Genomic DNA, 15,080 nt, shown 5'->3' on the forward strand with positions numbered 1-15,080 from the left:
GGTATGAAAAGCAGGCAACCGGGCGAGGTCGTGCCCGGTGCTGATTCGGCTCTTATTCGGGCTTGACGCCGGCCTTGTCGAGCAAGGCTTTGTTGCGCTTGAGTTCAGCAGCAATCTGGGCCGGGAACTGGGAGGGTGCGGTCTCGGTGGCCGTGGCGCCCAGATTCTTCAAATGCTTTTGCACCTCGGGCAGGCGCACGGCCTTGACGGCCGCGTCCTGCAGTTGCTTCACGATGGGCGCCGGTGTGTTGGCGGGGACGACCAGCCCGAACCAACTGATGCCGAGTTCGTTGAGTTCGTCGTAGCCCAGTTCCTTGAAGGTCGGCACGTTGGGCAGATCGGGCGAGCGGCCATGCGAAGCGACGACCACCGGAAGCAGCTTGCCGCCCTTGATCTGGGGCATGGCCGAGGGCAACTGGTCGGTCATGATCTGAACCATGCCGGCCAGGGCATCGTTGAGCGCAGGGCCGTTGCCGCGGTAGGGCACGATCTGGATCTGGGTCTTCATGGTCTCGTTGAACGAGGCAACCATGAGATGACCCAGCGTTCCAAGGCCCGGCACCCCGGCGCTGTAGGCGCCAGGCTGGGCCTTGATCTTGGCGAGAAAGTCCTTGAAGTTGTTCACGCCCATCTTGGGGTGAGCCATGTAGACCGACGGCATGGTCACGAGATTGGCCACCGGCAGCAGCTTGCCTTCGATCTTGCTGGCGCGTTGGTAGAGCAGGGGATTGATGGTGGCCGTGCTCACGGTCGCCATGCCGATGCTGTAGCCATCGGGAGCGGCCTGGGCAATGGCTTCGCTGCCGATCAACCCGCCGGCGCCGCCCTTGTTGTCCACGATCACAGGCTGCCCCAGCGTGGTTCGCATGCCTTCGGCAATCACGCGGGCCACGATGTCGGTGGAGCCGCCGGCCGCAAAAGGCACGATGAGCTTGACGGGCTTGCTGGGGTAGGCGTCGGCGGCAAGCGTCCGCGAGGCAGGCAGGGCCGACAAGGCGCCGGCCACGGCCAGAGAGAGCAGGCCGAAGCGGCCGATGAGATCCTTTGTGCAGCGGCAGGTGCGTGAAGAGTTGGGCATGGAAGGCTCCTGAAAGATATCGGCCGAGCCGTGTCCACACCATCAGTGCTGTTCACGAAGTTCTGCCGTCATGGAAATGAAATATAGAAATTCCGGAGCCTTGGCAGTAGATGCTATTTGCTTGTAGCTATAAGCGTTGCCGATATCTGATGCGAGCTTCCCTCTGGATGTGTTGACGCAACTGTTTTTCTCATCAAGGTTCGTCGCTTTGAGCAAAGTTCGTCGATGCTTTTTCACAACAAGGTTAGTCGTGAGGATGTAAGAGTGAGACGTCCATCACAGAAATGCTCAGGTGTACTCGAACCTTCGCTGCAGGCAATAGTAGAGCTGACTGTTGATTCCCCCCCGGAACCGACCCACTAGCGCCAGGATTACTCATCTCGATCTGATCCACGCATTAACACTAGTCTGCTGCTTTCTTGTGTAGCGGGAGACTAGGAGCGATTGATGTGACCACTTTGAGTGTCATCCGAAGCTGCGCTCTGCGTGAGCACTTGTCCATCCGAGTGATTACCCGCAAAACCGGGCTTTCTCCCAATACCATCCATGAGTGTTTGCCCTATGACTCTGTGCAAGCTCAGCTTGTAAAGCGCACTATCGTCACCCAGCTCTACCCCTTCGGCAACAAGCTGTCAGGCTGGTTGCCTGCGCCGGAGAAAAAGTATCTGCATCCAATCGAAATAGGCCACTGCTACCGATCATCGTGATCTCGTCGGGTTGCGTTATTACTTCAGCCTCAATACCTGACTGTCCATCGAATCCCAACTATCCATCCAGTTCATCTGAACGCTCGGTATCAGTCATTCGTGCCTCGGCGGCAAATGTCTGTTACGTAGCGATTGCTGCCGATCCTAGACGAGACTTCGACGACTGCTTTGGGGCCAGAAACTGACGCCCATTCAAGGGCAGTATCGGAGACAGTAGCCGACGCTCGACAGCGATGCGGAATTACTCCTGCTCGTGCTTGGCGCTATTTGCCCTGTCCTAGTCGATGTGAAAGCTAAGCAATCGACCGCGCCCGAGGATTGAAGGGCTATCTAATTACCGTTCGTCAGAACTTCTGCGCTGGCAAGAAAAGTCATCGTTAAAACGCATAGCTGACCGCAATGTGTGCATTGGCGTTGATGGACTCTGATGGAGATACTTTTCAGGCGAGCCTCACCACGCTGTTTTAGCAAATTTGGCAGTGTGGCTCTAAATAAAAAGCTTGTTAATGCAGCGCTATAGATGCGTGCATAACAAAGCTCCGGAGACAACCTGTTCCTGATAAGGACCTGTATGAAAGACATTCGCAAGACGATGGACGAAGGTTCCATGACGTCATTTCAATGGCTGGCCATCAGCATATGCATTTTGCTCATCATGCTCGATGGCTTCGATGTGCTCGTGATGGCCTTTACTGCGTCATCGGTTGCGGCCGAATGGAAGCTCAATGGCGCTCAGCTGGGCGTGTTGTTCAGTGCTGGGCTGATTGGTATGGCCATTGGATCGCTGTTTGTCGCTCCCGTAGCCGATAGACGCGGTCGCCAGCCTGTCATCGTGCTGTGCCTCGTCGTGGTTTCGGCAGGCATGCTGATGTCAGCCATGGCCCGAAGTTATATCGAGCTGGCTGCCCTGCGAGCCATCACCGGCGTCGGCATCGGCGGCATGCTGGCTAGCGTGGGGGTCATCACTTCCGAGTTTTCGTCGCAAAAGTGGCGCAGCACTGCGATTGCGCTGCAAGCCACCGGCTATCCCATTGGCGCGACTTTGGGGGGGCTCATGGCTGCCTGGCTGCTGACACATTACGGCTGGCGCTCGGTCTTCGTTTTTGGTGGCCTGACGACAGCTCTGATGCTTCCCATTGTTTTGTGGCGTTTGCCCGAGTCGGTGGACTTCTTGCTTGGCCGTCGTCCGGTTCATGCTTTGGAGAAACTCAATCGTTTGATGGTGCTCATGGGCCATGCACCGCTGACGCAATTGCCCGCTCCGGTTGCCGGCGAGGCCGTTCAAGGCAATACGGTTGCGGCACTGTTCAAAAATGGTTTGGCACGTCCTACTCTGATGCTGTGGGCAGGCTTTTTCCTGCTCATGTTCAGTGTCTATTTCTCCCTGAGCTGGACGCCAAAGCTGCTGGTGCAAGCCGGTTTGTCTGCCCAGCAGGGCGTGACAGGCGGGGTTCTGCTCAATCTTGGCGGCATTGCTGGCGGCAGCTTGTTCGGTCTGCTGGCCGTGAAGGCGAAGTTGCGCAACCTGGCCATTGGCAGCCTGCTGCTCAATGCGCTGTTTACAGCCTTGTTCGGCCTCGCTTCGACCAGCTTGGGTTGGGCATTTGCGGCTGCGGTCGGTGTGGGCGTTTTCCTGTTCGCTTCCATGGCCGGTCTGTACGGCCTAGTGCCCGCCACCTATCCCGCTCAAGTCCGAGCCACAGGCATGGGGTGGGCGATTGGCATTGGTCGTATTGGCGCCATTGTTGCACCCACGATGGCCGGTCTTTTGCTTGATGGAGGCTGGCAGCCGGCCTCGCTGTATTACGTATTCGCTCTCCCCTTGGTTGTCGCCGCGCTTGCCGTCATGGCCACAGGCACAGGCCGGAGCGCTGTTGTTCGCGGTTCAGTCGCAGCAGCGCACTGATTTCCAACGAGCGTGTTTCCTCACTCTTTGACAACTATCCCCTTATGTTTTTGCTGAACACTTGGTATGTCGCCTGCAAGGTCGATGAAATCCCGCAAGACAAGCCCTTGGGCCGCACCATCTGCAATGAGCGCATGGCTTTTTACCGAGGCCCGCAGGGTTTTGCCGCCGTTGAAGACTTTTGCCCTCATCGCGGTGCACCTCTATCGCTAGGCTTTGTTTGCGAAGGAAAGCTGATCTGTGGCTACCATGGACTGGAGATGGGCTGCGAGGGCAAGACCATCGCCATGCCGGGCCAACGCGTACGCGGGTTTCCAGAAATTCGCAGCTTTCCTACCGTGGAGCGCTATGGCTTTGTTTGGGTCTGGCCGGGCAACAAGCTGGAGGCCGATCCCAAGCTGATTCCCGAGCTGCACTGGGCTGACAATCCGCAATGGGCCTACGGTGGTGGCTACTACCACATCAAGGCCAGTCATTTGCTCATGATCGACAACCTCATGGATCTGACGCACGAGACTTATGTTCATGCCAGCTCTATCGGGCAAAAGGAGATCGATGAGACGCCTTGCGTGACCAAGGTGGATGGCGACCATGTCACCACCAGCCGCTTCATGGAAGGCTTGCCTGAAGCTCCACCATTTTGGCGCATGGCATTGCGCGGCAACGGCTTGCCCGATGACCAGCCGGTGGATCGGTGGCAGATATGCCATTTCGAGCCGCCTAGTCATGTGATGATTGAGGTGGGCGTGGCTCTTGCTGGGCATGGCGGTCATGGTGCGCCGGCAGACAAAAAAGTTTCGTCCATCGTCGTGGACTTCATTACCCCGGAAACCGAAACCACCCACCATTATTTCTGGGGTATGGCTCGCCAGTTCAAGCCACAGGATGCGGCTTTGACGGCCTCTATCTGCGAGGGGCAGGGCAAGGTCTTCAGCGAGGACACGGAAGTGCTGGAGCTGCAGCAGCAGAACCTGCTTCGCTGGCCTGAGCGTAAGCTGCTGATGCTCAATATCGATGCAGGAGGTGTTCAGTCGCGCCGCGTCATTGAGCGCTTGCTGGCGCATGAGCGTGCGGAGGCTGCATGACCGTCGGCAGTTATTTGCAAGTTCGAGTCGCGAGGCGCACTCTAGAGGCTCAGGACATCTGTGGCCTTGAATTGGTGGCTATCGATGGCGGTACATTGCCATCTTTTGCTGCTGGATCACATATAGACGTCTACCTTCCCGGCGGAATCGTTCGTCAATATTCGCTGTGCAACGATCCTTCGGAAGGTCATCGTTACCAGATCGCCGTGTTGCGCGATCCAGCCTCACGTGGGGGTTCATCGGCTGTGCACGAAATTGTGGCCGAAGGCGATGTGCTGCAGATCAGTGCGCCTCGAAATCATTTCGCGCTGGAACCTGATGCGCCGCACCACTTGCTCCTAGCCGGCGGCATAGGCGTGACGCCCATCCTGTGCATGGCGGAGCGACTTTCGGTACTTGGCGCCTCCTTTCGCATGCACTACAGCGGCCGTTCCAGGCAGCGCATGGCTTTTCAGCAGCGTATTGCGAACTCTGCCTTCGCTGATCGGGTGCAACTGCATTTTGACGATGGCGATGCTTCGCAGCGCTTGAATATAGAAGCCGTGCTTGCCGATGCTGCGACGGACACGCATCTCTACGTTTGCGGTCCTCAGGGCTTTATCGACGCAGTGCTGGAAGTTGCGCGCCAGCAGCGCTGGAGCGAGAAGCGATTGCATTGGGAGTTCTTTGCGGCCGCCAATGCGGGCCTGCGCGGCGAAGACACTGCTTTCGAGGTGCAGCTCGCGAGTTCGGGACGCGTCGTTCCCGTCGCTGCTGGGCAGAGTGTGACGCAGGCGCTGCTGGAGGCGGGCGTGGAGGTCATGGTTTCATGTGAGCAGGGGGTCTGCGGAACCTGCTTGACTCGGGTTCTGTCGGGGCAGGTTGACCACCGAGATGCCTACTTAACGGATGAGGAACAAGCGGCCAACGATCAGTTCACCCCTTGCTGCTCAAGGGCTCACTGTGAACGACTGGTACTGGATCTTTGAGTCCGCAGGGACGTTTTTATGGCATTGAACAAACCTTATCTTGATGTGCCTGGGACCACGGTGTTTGACGCCGAGCAGTCCCGCAAGGGCTACTGGCTCAATCAGTTCTGCATGAGCCTGATGAAGGCCGAGAACCGTGAGCGCTTTCGCGCCAACGAGCGTTCCTATCTCGACGAGTGGGCGATGACCGAGGAGCAGAAGCAGTCCGTGCTGGCGCGCGACCTCAATCGCTGTATCGCACTGGGCGGGAATATTTACTTCCTGGTGAAGATAGGCGCCACCGACGGCATCAGCGTACAGAACATGGTGTCGACCATGACGGGCATGAGCGAAGAAGACTACCGTCAGATGATGCTTTCAGGTGGGCGCGGCATAGAGAGCAACAGATTCCTCCATGAAACAGGGAGGCAAGCCTGATGGCACGCATCACCGCATCCGTTTTCACCTCGCACGTGCCTGCCATCGGCGCCGCCATGGACATGGGCAAGACCCAGGAGGCCTACTGGGCGCCCCTGTTCAAGGGTTATGACTTCTCCCGCCAGTGGATGAAGGACAACAAGCCCGACGTGATCTTCCTAGTCTACAACGACCACGCCACGGCTTTCAGCCTGGACTGCATTCCGACCTTCGCCATCGGCACGGCTGCGGAATTCCAGCCTGCCGATGAAGGCTGGGGCCCGCGCCCCGTGCCCAAGGTGGTCGGCCATCCCGATCTGGCCAGTCACATTGCCCAGTCCGTGATTCAGCAGGACTTCGACCTGACCATCGTCAACAAGATGGACGTGGACCACGGCCTCACGGTGCCGCTGTCGCTGATGTGCGGCGAGCAGGACCCCAAGACCGGCTCCTGGCCCTGCCCGGTGATCCCCTTCGCCGTGAACGTGGTGCAGTATCCCGTGCCCACCGGCCAGCGCTGCTTCAACCTGGGCCGCGCCATCCGCAAGGCCGTGGAGAGCTACGACCAGGACATCAACGTGCATATCTGGGGCACGGGCGGCATGAGCCACCAGCTGCAGGGCGCGCGCGCTGGCCTGATCAACAAGGAATGGGACAACCAGTTCCTGGATCTGCTGGTCGAGAACCCGCACGGACTGGCGCAGATGCCGCATATCGACTATGTGCGCGAAGCCGGCTCGGAAGGCATCGAGCTGGTGATGTGGCTGATTGCACGCGGCGCCATGTCCGATGTGGACGGCCCCGCACCGCTGCCCAAGGTGGCGCACCGCTTCTACCATGTGCCCGCATCGAACACCGCAGTGGGCCATCTGATTCTGGAGAGCATTGCATGAGCAAACCCTGCATCGTATTTTTGCCCGGCTTGCTTTGTGACGAGGTGGTATGGCAGGAGCAGAGAAAGGCGCTTTCCTTCGCGGACAGCATCATTCCATCTTATGAGCATGCGGCTTCCATCGAAGACATGGCCCATCTGGTGCTGGGCGAGGTGGGTGCACAGCGCTTTTCCTTGGCCGGGCATTCCATGGGAGGGCGTGTGGCACTGGAGATCGTCAGGATGGCTCCGCAGCGCGTAGAGCGTCTGGCTTTGCTGGACACCGGCATGGAGCCCATCGCGGCTGGCGAAGCCGGTGCCAGCGAGCGTGCCAAACGAATGGCCTTGCTACACAAGGCGCGTGAGCATGGCATGCGGGAGATGGGGGGGCAATGGGCGCGCGGCATGGTGCACCCCGGTCGCCTTGACACTCCGCTGTTCGAGGAGGTCCTGGACATGGTCGCCCGCTTCACTCCGGCAATCTTTGCCGCGCAGATTGATGCTCTGCTGGGCCGACCCGACGCGACAACGGTCTTGCAGGCGCTGAACTGCCCAACCCTGTTGGTCTGTGGGCGGCAAGACCTCTGGAGTCCTTTGTCCCGCCACGAACGCATGCAGGAGCTATGCCCTGGAGCAGAGTTGGTGGTGATAGAGGATAGTGGTCATATGAGCACCATGGAGCAGCCTGAACAGGTGTCAAAAGCCCTGGCCGACTGGATGCTTCGCTAGGCGAATGAACTATCTGGGCATGTCCGCCATGGTCTGGCGGCAGGCCCGTATGAACAGTTCCAGATTCTGTGAGGCGGTTCCCTGTGCACGTATCGCAAGGCCAATGCCTCGGCGAGTGGAGGGCAGTTCCACGGGCAAGATAGACAGCAGGCCGCCATGGTCGTCCCGCATGGCCTGTCCGCGCGAGGCTAGGGCCAGCCTGCCCGTCTGCAACACGAATGCCAGCGTCATGGTCGGGCTGCTCGCTCGGAGATTGCTGCGCGGCGGCTCCAGGCCGTGCGAGCGGAATAGCTTGACCATTGCACTGTCTGCCGGTGTGTTGGGCAATGGTGTAACCCATTGCCATTGCAGCAGCTCTCTGAGTGTCAGTTGCTCACGCTGCAGGCTTTCGTGATCGCTGGGGGCGACGACAACCAGGTCGTCGTCGAACATCTGAAGCTGCTGCACCTCATCCCCTGGCACTTGTGCACGCAGCGCGCCGGCAATGACATCAATATCTGCACTCATAAGGCCTTGCATCAGGCTTTCGTAGGTGCCGTCAACGATGCTGATCTCAATGTCGGGGTGACTTGCGGAGAGCATGTCTACGGCACTTGGCAAAAATATGCCCACGGACAGCGGCAATACCCCGACCACCACACGCCCCTTGATCTGACCATGCCAGGCCGAGATATCGCTTTCCATGTCCCTGATTTCCGCCAAAGCCAATTTGACTCGCCGCAGCAGAGCTTCTCCCGACGGTGTGAGCCTAGTTCCGAAGGTGAGCTTGTAAAACAGCTGCATGCCCAGGCTGGCTTCCAGGCCTTGTAGCGCAGCATGTATGGATGGCTGTGTGACGCCTATCTCCTGCGCCGCGAGGGACTCACTGCCGCAGCGGGCGATAGCCAGCAGGGCTCGTAAATGCCCAGGAGGCACCACCTCTGCGAAGCGGTGAGGCAATGAAGAACGCCGCGTTGTGAGGGCTGATGCGGCCTGAGCTTCGGCGGCTCCGCTGCCAAGATGCTGGAGCATTGTCTCGATACGTGCAGCCAGTTGATTTCCCAGTGCGGTCGGCATCATGCCGCGTGCACCGCGAATGAAAAGCGGAAGCCCGCAGGCCTCCTCAAGCTGCAGCACTGACCTTGCAACAGCTGGCTGGGATAGGTGCATCGTCTGCGCAGCGCGAATGGTGCTACCTTGACGCACAACAGTCAGTGCAGCTCGCATGGATCTCAACTGGCTGGCCAAATCCGGAAAATGCGATGTCTCATGCGTAATGACGCTTGGCGGAGATAGGGATGGAAGGTTCATGGCCCGTCTAGATTAGCGTAACGGCAGTCCTTGGTGTCATTGCCCCATAAGTAAAACGCATTGATTGAATGGATGGTGGCATTGGCTCTAAATGCTGGCTCGTGGAATCCTTGGGTCTCAAATAAAAACGGCATAACTGAGACGGCCGATCCGAGGAGACAAGTGATGAACAACGACCTGCAGCAGCTGAACCGACAGGCTTGCATTGATCTGGTTTTACGTGCTGCGGCCTACGCCGACGCTGGAGATGCCCTGCGCTTCTCACAGTTGTTTGTCGAAGATGCCGTGCTTCAGCGCCCTAATGGTGAACCATTGGAGGGTCGCAGTGCCATTGCAGCTGCCTATCAGAAGCGAACAACCGGCCGCATGACGCGACATTTGCTCACCAATATCCTGGTCGAAATGCAAGGAGCGGACACCGCCAGCGCACATAGTCAGGTGCTGCTTTGGTCTTGTGACGACTCGGAGCCGGTGACAGTGCATGGTCGTAAGGCCCATGCGCGACAACTGCTGGGTGAGTTCAACGACCACTTTTGCCGCACTGCCGATGGCCATTGGTTGATTGCACGGCGCGAGGCGCGCTTTGTCATGTTCCACGAAGCGCTGGCGCCCTGAATTAGGCGCATTTCTCACATTTTTCCGCAGAGCATCTGCAGCTAACACTCTAAAGATGGGGGTGGCGTTGCGGCGTGCTGACTTTTATTACTACATCAACAGGAGACAAAAAACATGAAACATCACTTCAATCCAGTGCTGTTAGCTTCGATATCGTTGGCTGCAGCCATGGGGGCGCAGGCTCAGACCGGTTCTTCGGTCACGCTGTATGGACACCTGGATACTGGAATTGAGCACCTAAGCAATGTGCAGGGCGGAGGGTCGTTGACGAGAATGCCTGGGTTGACCGGTACGGCGCCCTCGCGCTGGGGCGTTCGCGGCAAGGAGGATCTGGGCGGTGGTCTGAACGCCGAATTTGCGCTGGAGTCGGGATTCGGCGTGGATTCCGGAACCCTCAACCAAGGTGGTCGTGGCTTCGGGCGTCAAGCTTGGGTCGGCTTGAGTGGAGGCTGGGGGAGCGTATCGGTGGGACGGAACTACACCATGCTGTACTGGGCTCTGTTCGATGCTGATCTGCTGGGGCCCAATGCCTTCGGACTCAGCAGCCTGGACAGCTACATTCCCAATACACGCACCGATAATTCGCTGGCCTACCGCGGCCGCTTTGGAGCCTGGAGTCTGGGAACTTCCTACAGTTTCGGACGTGATACGGTCAACGCTGGTCCCAGTCCATCAGGGGCCAATTGCGCAGGGGAATCGAGCACGGACAGGCAGGCTTGCCGCCAGTGGTCTGCCATGCTCAAGTACGACAGTGCTCCTTGGGGGGCGGCGATAGCTGTTGACGAGATGCGTGGCGGCGCAGGCGCTTTTGCGGGGCTGGTGCGTTCGGACATGAAGGACCGGCGCATCATGCTCAATGGCTATGCCTCGCTGACTCCTTCGCTCAAATTCGGGGCTGGCGTGATTCGCCGTGACAACGACGCGGCTGCAGCAGCAGCGCTTACCAATGGCGCGACTCGACGCAGCAACCTGGCTTGGGCGGGACTTTCCTGGAGTCCGTCTACAGCCGTTACCGTAGACGGGCAAATACAGCAGCTGCGCTATTCGCAGGGCGGCGATCATTCGACACTGGCTGCATTGCGCGGCACCTACAAGTTCTCCAAGCGAACGGCTGCGTATGCCCAGGTCGCGCACATAAACAATGGAAAACGTTTGGCCATTTCCGTCAGTTCAGCTGCTGTAGGAGGCAACCCGCTCGCGGGAGATTCTCAAACTGGTGTGATGCTGGGTTTGAAGCATTCGTTCTAAGTCTCGAGCCAAACAGGACACTCACCATGCAACGAATCAAAAACATGCCTTCTTTGAAAACAACTCACAGCTTTTACTTGGGCTCGATTTCTATTGCCGCAAGCTTGTTGTTGGCGGGCTGTGGCGGCGACGACAGTAGTTCGGGATTTACCACGCCACTGGTTGTAAAGGACGCAGCCAAGACCTGCGCGGCATTGCAGAGTACTCAGGTTGATGCAGCGCGCATTGCCGAGCCGACTCAAGGAGCGGTTGTCACCAAGGCAACGTATCGAGCTGCAGTGTCTGAAGCTCCTAATGCGGCCGGAACGGCAATGGTTGCAGCAACGCCAGATTACTGCGAGTTGTTGATCGATATTCGTCCTGTAGATACGACGGCGCCGTTGATCAAATCCCAGGTTAACCTGCCCGTTTCGTGGAATGGCAAGAGCGTGCAAATGGGCGGTGGCGGACTCAACGGGACCTTGGTGACTGGGCTTGGGCCAGGCCGTGCAGATGGCCCTGAGACGCCGCTGCCGCTTACAAGGGGCTATATGACTCTTGGCACAGATTCAGGGCACCAAGTTTCGGCCGACGTGGATGCAGGAGCCTTCGCTCTCAATGATGAAGCGTTGACAAACTATGCCTATGCCGCGTACAAGAAAACGCGTGATGTGGGCGTTCAGTTGTCGGAGCGGTTCTATGGACACCGAGCACTCAAAGCCTACTACATCGGAGGCTCTGAAGGCGGCCGCGAAGGCATGCTGATGGCACAGCGCTATCCGGCAGACTTTGACGGAATCGTTGTCATAGACCCGGTTATTCGGTTGATGGGCTTATGGCAATTCCAGTTAAGCATGGGCCAGGTGCAAAGCCAGCCTGGAGCTTGGCTGGGTGGCAAAGTCCAGCTCTTGCATGACACGGTCCGAAAGGCTTGCGATGCTATTGATGGCATTGAGGATCAGGTCGTCAGCAACTACAAGGCCTGTCGGCCCCTTGCTGAGGCCGCAATTGCATCCCTCAGATGCTCCAGTGGCAACGATGAAGGAAATTCCTGCTTTTCAGACGCACAGCTAGCGACGCTGCGTTGGACATATGGCGGGCAACGCTATCCCTTCACATTGGCCAATCAGCTGCAGTCTTATCCTGGATACCTGTACGGCAGTGAAGCCGTTGACGGTGCATTTGAGCGTTGGGTTACAGGCACGGTAGCTCCCGGTGCAAATCCCGACGCAGTGGGAGGAGGGCGCAGCTACTCTGTAGGAGGGAGCTTGGTTCGCTACTTCGTGACAAAAGACGCGAAATACAATCCGCTTGACTTCAAAGCCGAAGACCATAAAGCAAGACTGAAGCAGCTTTCGCAGTGGATGGACATGACGGATCCCGATCTCAGCGCGTTCCATGCGCGAGGAGGCAAGTTGATCATGCGCGAGAACCTTTCGGATAAGGGTAACAGTCCCCAGACTGGTATCGATTACTACGATTCGGTGGTGGCAAAAATGGGACAGGAGAAAGTCGATCAGTTCTTCATGGCTTATGCCGTGCCTGGATTGCCCCATACATCAGCTGGTTTGCCAGCAGGATCTGCCAATGCACCGACCTATGGAACGCCAGGTGCCATTGACTTCATTGGTCTGATTGATGACTGGGTGGAAAAGGATAAGAAGCCGGCTAATGATTTGTTGCTGACTAGCCGCAAACCATTGCCGCCCTTTGACCTTGTGTCTTCCAAGCCCATGTGCCGCTTTGGATCGTATCCTCACTACATTGGCAGCACGCCTCAAGGCGGCGCATTGGCTACTAATTATGCTTGCCGACCAATGTGAGAAGCTTCTGCTCGCTGGACCTTCTCTATAGGGCCTGTTGATATTGATGTCCCGACCTCAGAAGGCATCACAATAGCGCCCCTGATTCAATATTTTTGACGGATAAGCAATGGGCTCGATCGAGCCCGTTGCGTTATCAGCGAAGTTGGCTACGGAGGTCGCAGTGGTGCAGAAAGCAGCCTGTTCGTCGACGCAGTGTGCTGAAAGACGTGCGCTAACTTCGCTGTCATTTGTTGTGCACAGCATCGCAGCACGCACAAAGGCACTCCTCTGGCTACTCTGCGTGGATGCCTAGCTCACGAATAGCATCGCTGTATCGTTTGACGTCTGAAGCAATGATCTGACCAAAGGCTGCCGGGGTAGAAGGTGTGTGCTCAATTCCAAGTGACAGCAGGCGTTCACGTATAGCCGGCTTTACCAGCGCGGCATTGATATCTTTGTTTAGACGAGCAATGACCTCGGTGGGGGTGCCCGCAGGAGCCATGATGCCGAACCAGCCGGTGACCTCGAAGCCAGGAATCTCTGTTTCGGCCACGGTGGGTACATCGGGCAGTGTGGCCGATCGGGCCTTGGTCGTTACGGCCAATGCGCGTAGTTTTCCGCCACGCATCAGAGGCAGAGCACTGGATGGGATGTCAAAGGCGAAATCCAACTCACCGCCCATTAAGGACACAAGCGCAGGTCCTGAACCTTTGTACGGAATCAATTGCATGCTGGTCTTGGTTTTATTCTTGAGGAACTCTGCAGCCATCGCAGGGGTCGTTGCACCACCGGCACCTGCTGCGTAGTTAAGCTTCCCGGGCGTCTTGCGGGCGGCTGTCAATATGTCATGCAGGCTCTTGAATGGCGACCCACTAGGCACAACCACGACGATGGGCGATGCTCCCAGATTGGCAACAGGGCTGAAACTCTTGAGGGTGTCGTATTTCAGTTTGGGATATAGAGCATTGCTGCCTGCAATGCCGGCGGTGGTCAACAGCAGGGTATAGCCATCAGCAGGAGCAGTAGCGACGGCCGTGCTAGCGATCGCGCCGGCTGCACCTGGGCGGTTGTCTACGATGACGGGGTGTCCCAGAGAGCTGGTGAGTTCCTGTGCCACGATGCGCGCGATGATGTCGGCGGATCCGCCAGGTGCGAAGCCGACGATGATGTTAGTGACCTTGGCTGGATAAGGCTGCGCCTGGACAGTGCTGATGAACCCGCCGAGTGAAATGCTCATTGCGGTAAGCAATGTCCTTCTGGATAGATGCTTCAAAGCTGTCTCCTACTTCTGTTTTGGGACTGATATTCATCGGACACCGAGGCCCGAAATCATGGGAGATAATCCTAAAAAAAGCTGGGAGGCTGCACCAATACCAATGCGTTTGCGCACCATAACCTCAGGTTCTCACTCAGGGTTTTCCTGGGTGAAAGCAGCTTGTGGGCTGCGAGAACGACCATTGCAGTCGTATTAACTGACATATGAATCTTCGACAGATAGAGGTGTTTCGAGCCGTCATGCTGACAGGCTCCATGACAGATGCGGCAAAGCTGCTTCATGTCTCTCAGCCGGGTGTGAGCCGCCTCATTCGACACCTAGAGATTCAACTTGGCGTCGCTTTGTTCGAGCGCCGTAATGGTCGGGTAGTTGCGACGGCAAAGGCTCGCGCGCTATATGCTGAAGTTGAGAATGTCTATCGGGGCGTACACCATCTGCAGGACATTGCTAGCCGTCTGAGCTATGCAGAAAACACCATGCTCAGGGTGATCGCGAGCGCCAGTGTCGGCCTAGAAGCAGTGCCCAGGGCTACAGCTCAGCTTTTGGACGAGAAGCCAAACATCAAAGTTTGCTTTGAATCGCTGCCGACCCGTGAGATATCCAGGCTCCTGTTGTCCGAGGAGGCTGACTTAGCAATTTCCACGGCTCCCCTGGAACATCCTGCTTTGGATGTTCGGGTCATCGGACATTGGTCGATGTTGTTTGCGTTGCCTAGTGGACATCCTTTGGCAGATCGTCCCGAGTTCAGCTTGGGCGAAGCCTTGAGCCAGAGACTAATCGTATATAGCCATGAAGCCCCGCAAACCAAACTGATTGACTTGTGGATGGAACAGCAGGGGGGAGGTCGCCAGGCCTGTGTGGAGGTTAGATCCGGTAATGCCGCCTGTGCCATGGCGGCTGCGGGAGCAGGGGTGGCCATCGTGGATGACCTTTCGGCGCTTGCCTTCAAACAGCACGATCTGGTGTTCGTGCCTGTTCCTGGGGCTCCACAGATTTCCAATCTACAGTGCCAGCAACCTCAGCCAGCCGCTGTCGAGCATCGGCCAACAGTTCTTGGGGCTGGTGCAGGATCAGTTGCAGGCACTGCAGGCTGGAGCACCCTGGCATCAGCGCTCAGTTGAGTCACT

At 57.6% G+C, this 15,080-nt stretch carries 13 protein-coding genes; 10 read left to right on the forward strand and 3 right to left on the reverse strand.

Annotated features, from left to right (window positions below; genetic code table 11):
- Positions 1 to 52: 52 nt before the first annotated feature.
- On the reverse strand, positions 53 to 1,078 hold the full coding sequence (locus ACLBXN_RS06240) for a tripartite tricarboxylate transporter substrate binding protein BugE (RefSeq protein WP_447611511.1): 1,026 nt from the start codon (positions 1,076 to 1,078) through the stop codon (positions 53 to 55).
- 1,278 nt (positions 1,079 to 2,356) lie between these two features.
- On the opposite strand from ACLBXN_RS06240, the gene ACLBXN_RS06245 reads away from it, so the two are divergent.
- The 6 genes from ACLBXN_RS06245 to ACLBXN_RS06270 are packed head-to-tail and all read left to right on the forward strand — an operon-like array spanning position 2,357 to position 7,740.
- Complete coding sequence (locus tag ACLBXN_RS06245) at positions 2,357 to 3,691, forward strand: MFS transporter (RefSeq protein WP_447611512.1); 1,335 nt, start codon at positions 2,357 to 2,359, stop codon at positions 3,689 to 3,691.
- A gap of 44 nt (positions 3,692 to 3,735) precedes the next feature.
- Complete coding sequence (locus tag ACLBXN_RS06250) at positions 3,736 to 4,776, forward strand: Rieske 2Fe-2S domain-containing protein (RefSeq protein WP_447611513.1); 1,041 nt, start codon at positions 3,736 to 3,738, stop codon at positions 4,774 to 4,776.
- A complete protein-coding gene (locus ACLBXN_RS06255) occupies positions 4,773 to 5,744 on the forward strand; it encodes a PDR/VanB family oxidoreductase (RefSeq protein ID WP_447611514.1) in 972 nt (323 codons plus the stop codon). Before ACLBXN_RS06250 ends, ACLBXN_RS06255 begins: the two co-directional genes overlap by 4 nt.
- Before the next feature lie 18 nt (positions 5,745 to 5,762).
- Positions 5,763 to 6,161: a protocatechuate 4,5-dioxygenase subunit alpha gene (gene ligA / locus ACLBXN_RS06260; protein WP_447611515.1), complete on the forward strand. Its 399-nt coding sequence runs from the start codon at positions 5,763 to 5,765 to the stop codon at positions 6,159 to 6,161.
- A complete protein-coding gene (locus tag ACLBXN_RS06265; RefSeq protein ID WP_407715936.1) occupies positions 6,161 to 7,033 on the forward strand; it encodes a class III extradiol dioxygenase subunit beta in 873 nt (290 codons plus the stop codon). The genes ligA and ACLBXN_RS06265 overlap by 1 nt, the downstream gene beginning before the upstream one ends.
- Positions 7,030 to 7,740 (forward strand): alpha/beta fold hydrolase, encoded by a 711-nt coding sequence (locus ACLBXN_RS06270; RefSeq protein ID WP_407715937.1) that lies wholly within the window; start codon positions 7,030 to 7,032, stop codon positions 7,738 to 7,740. Before ACLBXN_RS06265 ends, ACLBXN_RS06270 begins: the two co-directional genes overlap by 4 nt.
- A 9-nt stretch (positions 7,741 to 7,749) precedes the next feature.
- Here the strand turns inward: ACLBXN_RS06270 and ACLBXN_RS06275 are convergent, their stop codons facing one another.
- The gene (locus ACLBXN_RS06275) at positions 7,750 to 8,946 is read right to left on the reverse strand and encodes a LysR family transcriptional regulator (protein ID WP_447611516.1); all 1,197 of its coding nucleotides are present in this window, start codon (positions 8,944 to 8,946) and stop codon (positions 7,750 to 7,752) included.
- Positions 8,947 to 9,195: 249 nt separating this feature from the next.
- Here ACLBXN_RS06275 and ACLBXN_RS06280 point away from each other — a divergent pair, with 249 nt between their 5' ends.
- The 3 genes from ACLBXN_RS06280 (at position 9,196) to ACLBXN_RS06290 (ending at position 12,695) form a co-directional block, all read left to right on the forward strand.
- Positions 9,196 to 9,645, forward strand: coding sequence for a nuclear transport factor 2 family protein (locus ACLBXN_RS06280; protein ID WP_447611517.1), 450 nt, complete (start codon positions 9,196 to 9,198; stop codon positions 9,643 to 9,645).
- Between the two features lie 114 nt (positions 9,646 to 9,759).
- Complete coding sequence (locus tag ACLBXN_RS06285; protein WP_447611518.1) at positions 9,760 to 10,893, forward strand: porin; 1,134 nt, start codon at positions 9,760 to 9,762, stop codon at positions 10,891 to 10,893.
- Positions 10,894 to 10,919: 26 nt separating this feature from the next.
- Positions 10,920 to 12,695, forward strand: coding sequence for a tannase/feruloyl esterase family alpha/beta hydrolase (locus ACLBXN_RS06290; RefSeq protein WP_447611519.1), 1,776 nt, complete (start codon positions 10,920 to 10,922; stop codon positions 12,693 to 12,695).
- Positions 12,696 to 12,969: 274 nt separating this feature from the next.
- Here ACLBXN_RS06290 and ACLBXN_RS06295 read toward each other — a convergent pair whose 3' ends face one another.
- Entirely contained in the window at positions 12,970 to 13,950 is a 981-nt protein-coding gene (locus tag ACLBXN_RS06295; RefSeq protein WP_447611520.1) for a Bug family tripartite tricarboxylate transporter substrate binding protein, read from the reverse strand.
- A gap of 206 nt (positions 13,951 to 14,156) precedes the next feature.
- Between ACLBXN_RS06295 and ACLBXN_RS06300 the strand changes: the two genes are divergently transcribed.
- Entirely contained in the window at positions 14,157 to 15,074 is a 918-nt protein-coding gene (locus ACLBXN_RS06300) for a LysR substrate-binding domain-containing protein (protein ID WP_447611521.1), read from the forward strand.
- Positions 15,075 to 15,080 lie beyond the last annotated feature (6 nt).

The sequence above is a fragment of the Comamonas sp. C24C genome (assembly GCF_053345995.1).

Excerpts from the sequence above, each read along its gene's own strand:
- ACLBXN_RS06240 (WP_447611511.1), bottom strand. The coding sequence starts at position 1,078 with ATGCCCAACTCTTCACGCACCTGCCGCTGCACAAAGGATCTCATCGGC.
- ACLBXN_RS06245 (WP_447611512.1), top strand. The coding sequence starts at position 2,357 with ATGAAAGACATTCGCAAGACGATGGACGAAGGTTCCATGACGTCATTT.
- ACLBXN_RS06250 (WP_447611513.1), top strand. The coding sequence starts at position 3,736 with ATGTTTTTGCTGAACACTTGGTATGTCGCCTGCAAGGTCGATGAAATC.
- ACLBXN_RS06255 (WP_447611514.1), top strand. The coding sequence starts at position 4,773 with ATGACCGTCGGCAGTTATTTGCAAGTTCGAGTCGCGAGGCGCACTCTA.
- ligA (WP_447611515.1), top strand. The coding sequence starts at position 5,763 with ATGGCATTGAACAAACCTTATCTTGATGTGCCTGGGACCACGGTGTTT.
- ACLBXN_RS06265 (WP_407715936.1), top strand. The coding sequence starts at position 6,161 with ATGGCACGCATCACCGCATCCGTTTTCACCTCGCACGTGCCTGCCATC.
- ACLBXN_RS06270 (WP_407715937.1), top strand. The coding sequence starts at position 7,030 with ATGAGCAAACCCTGCATCGTATTTTTGCCCGGCTTGCTTTGTGACGAG.
- ACLBXN_RS06275 (WP_447611516.1), bottom strand. The coding sequence starts at position 8,946 with ATGCGAGCTGCACTGACTGTTGTGCGTCAAGGTAGCACCATTCGCGCT.
- ACLBXN_RS06280 (WP_447611517.1), top strand. The coding sequence starts at position 9,196 with ATGAACAACGACCTGCAGCAGCTGAACCGACAGGCTTGCATTGATCTG.
- ACLBXN_RS06285 (WP_447611518.1), top strand. The coding sequence starts at position 9,760 with ATGAAACATCACTTCAATCCAGTGCTGTTAGCTTCGATATCGTTGGCT.
- ACLBXN_RS06290 (WP_447611519.1), top strand. The coding sequence starts at position 10,920 with ATGCAACGAATCAAAAACATGCCTTCTTTGAAAACAACTCACAGCTTT.
- ACLBXN_RS06300 (WP_447611521.1), top strand. The coding sequence starts at position 14,157 with ATGAATCTTCGACAGATAGAGGTGTTTCGAGCCGTCATGCTGACAGGC.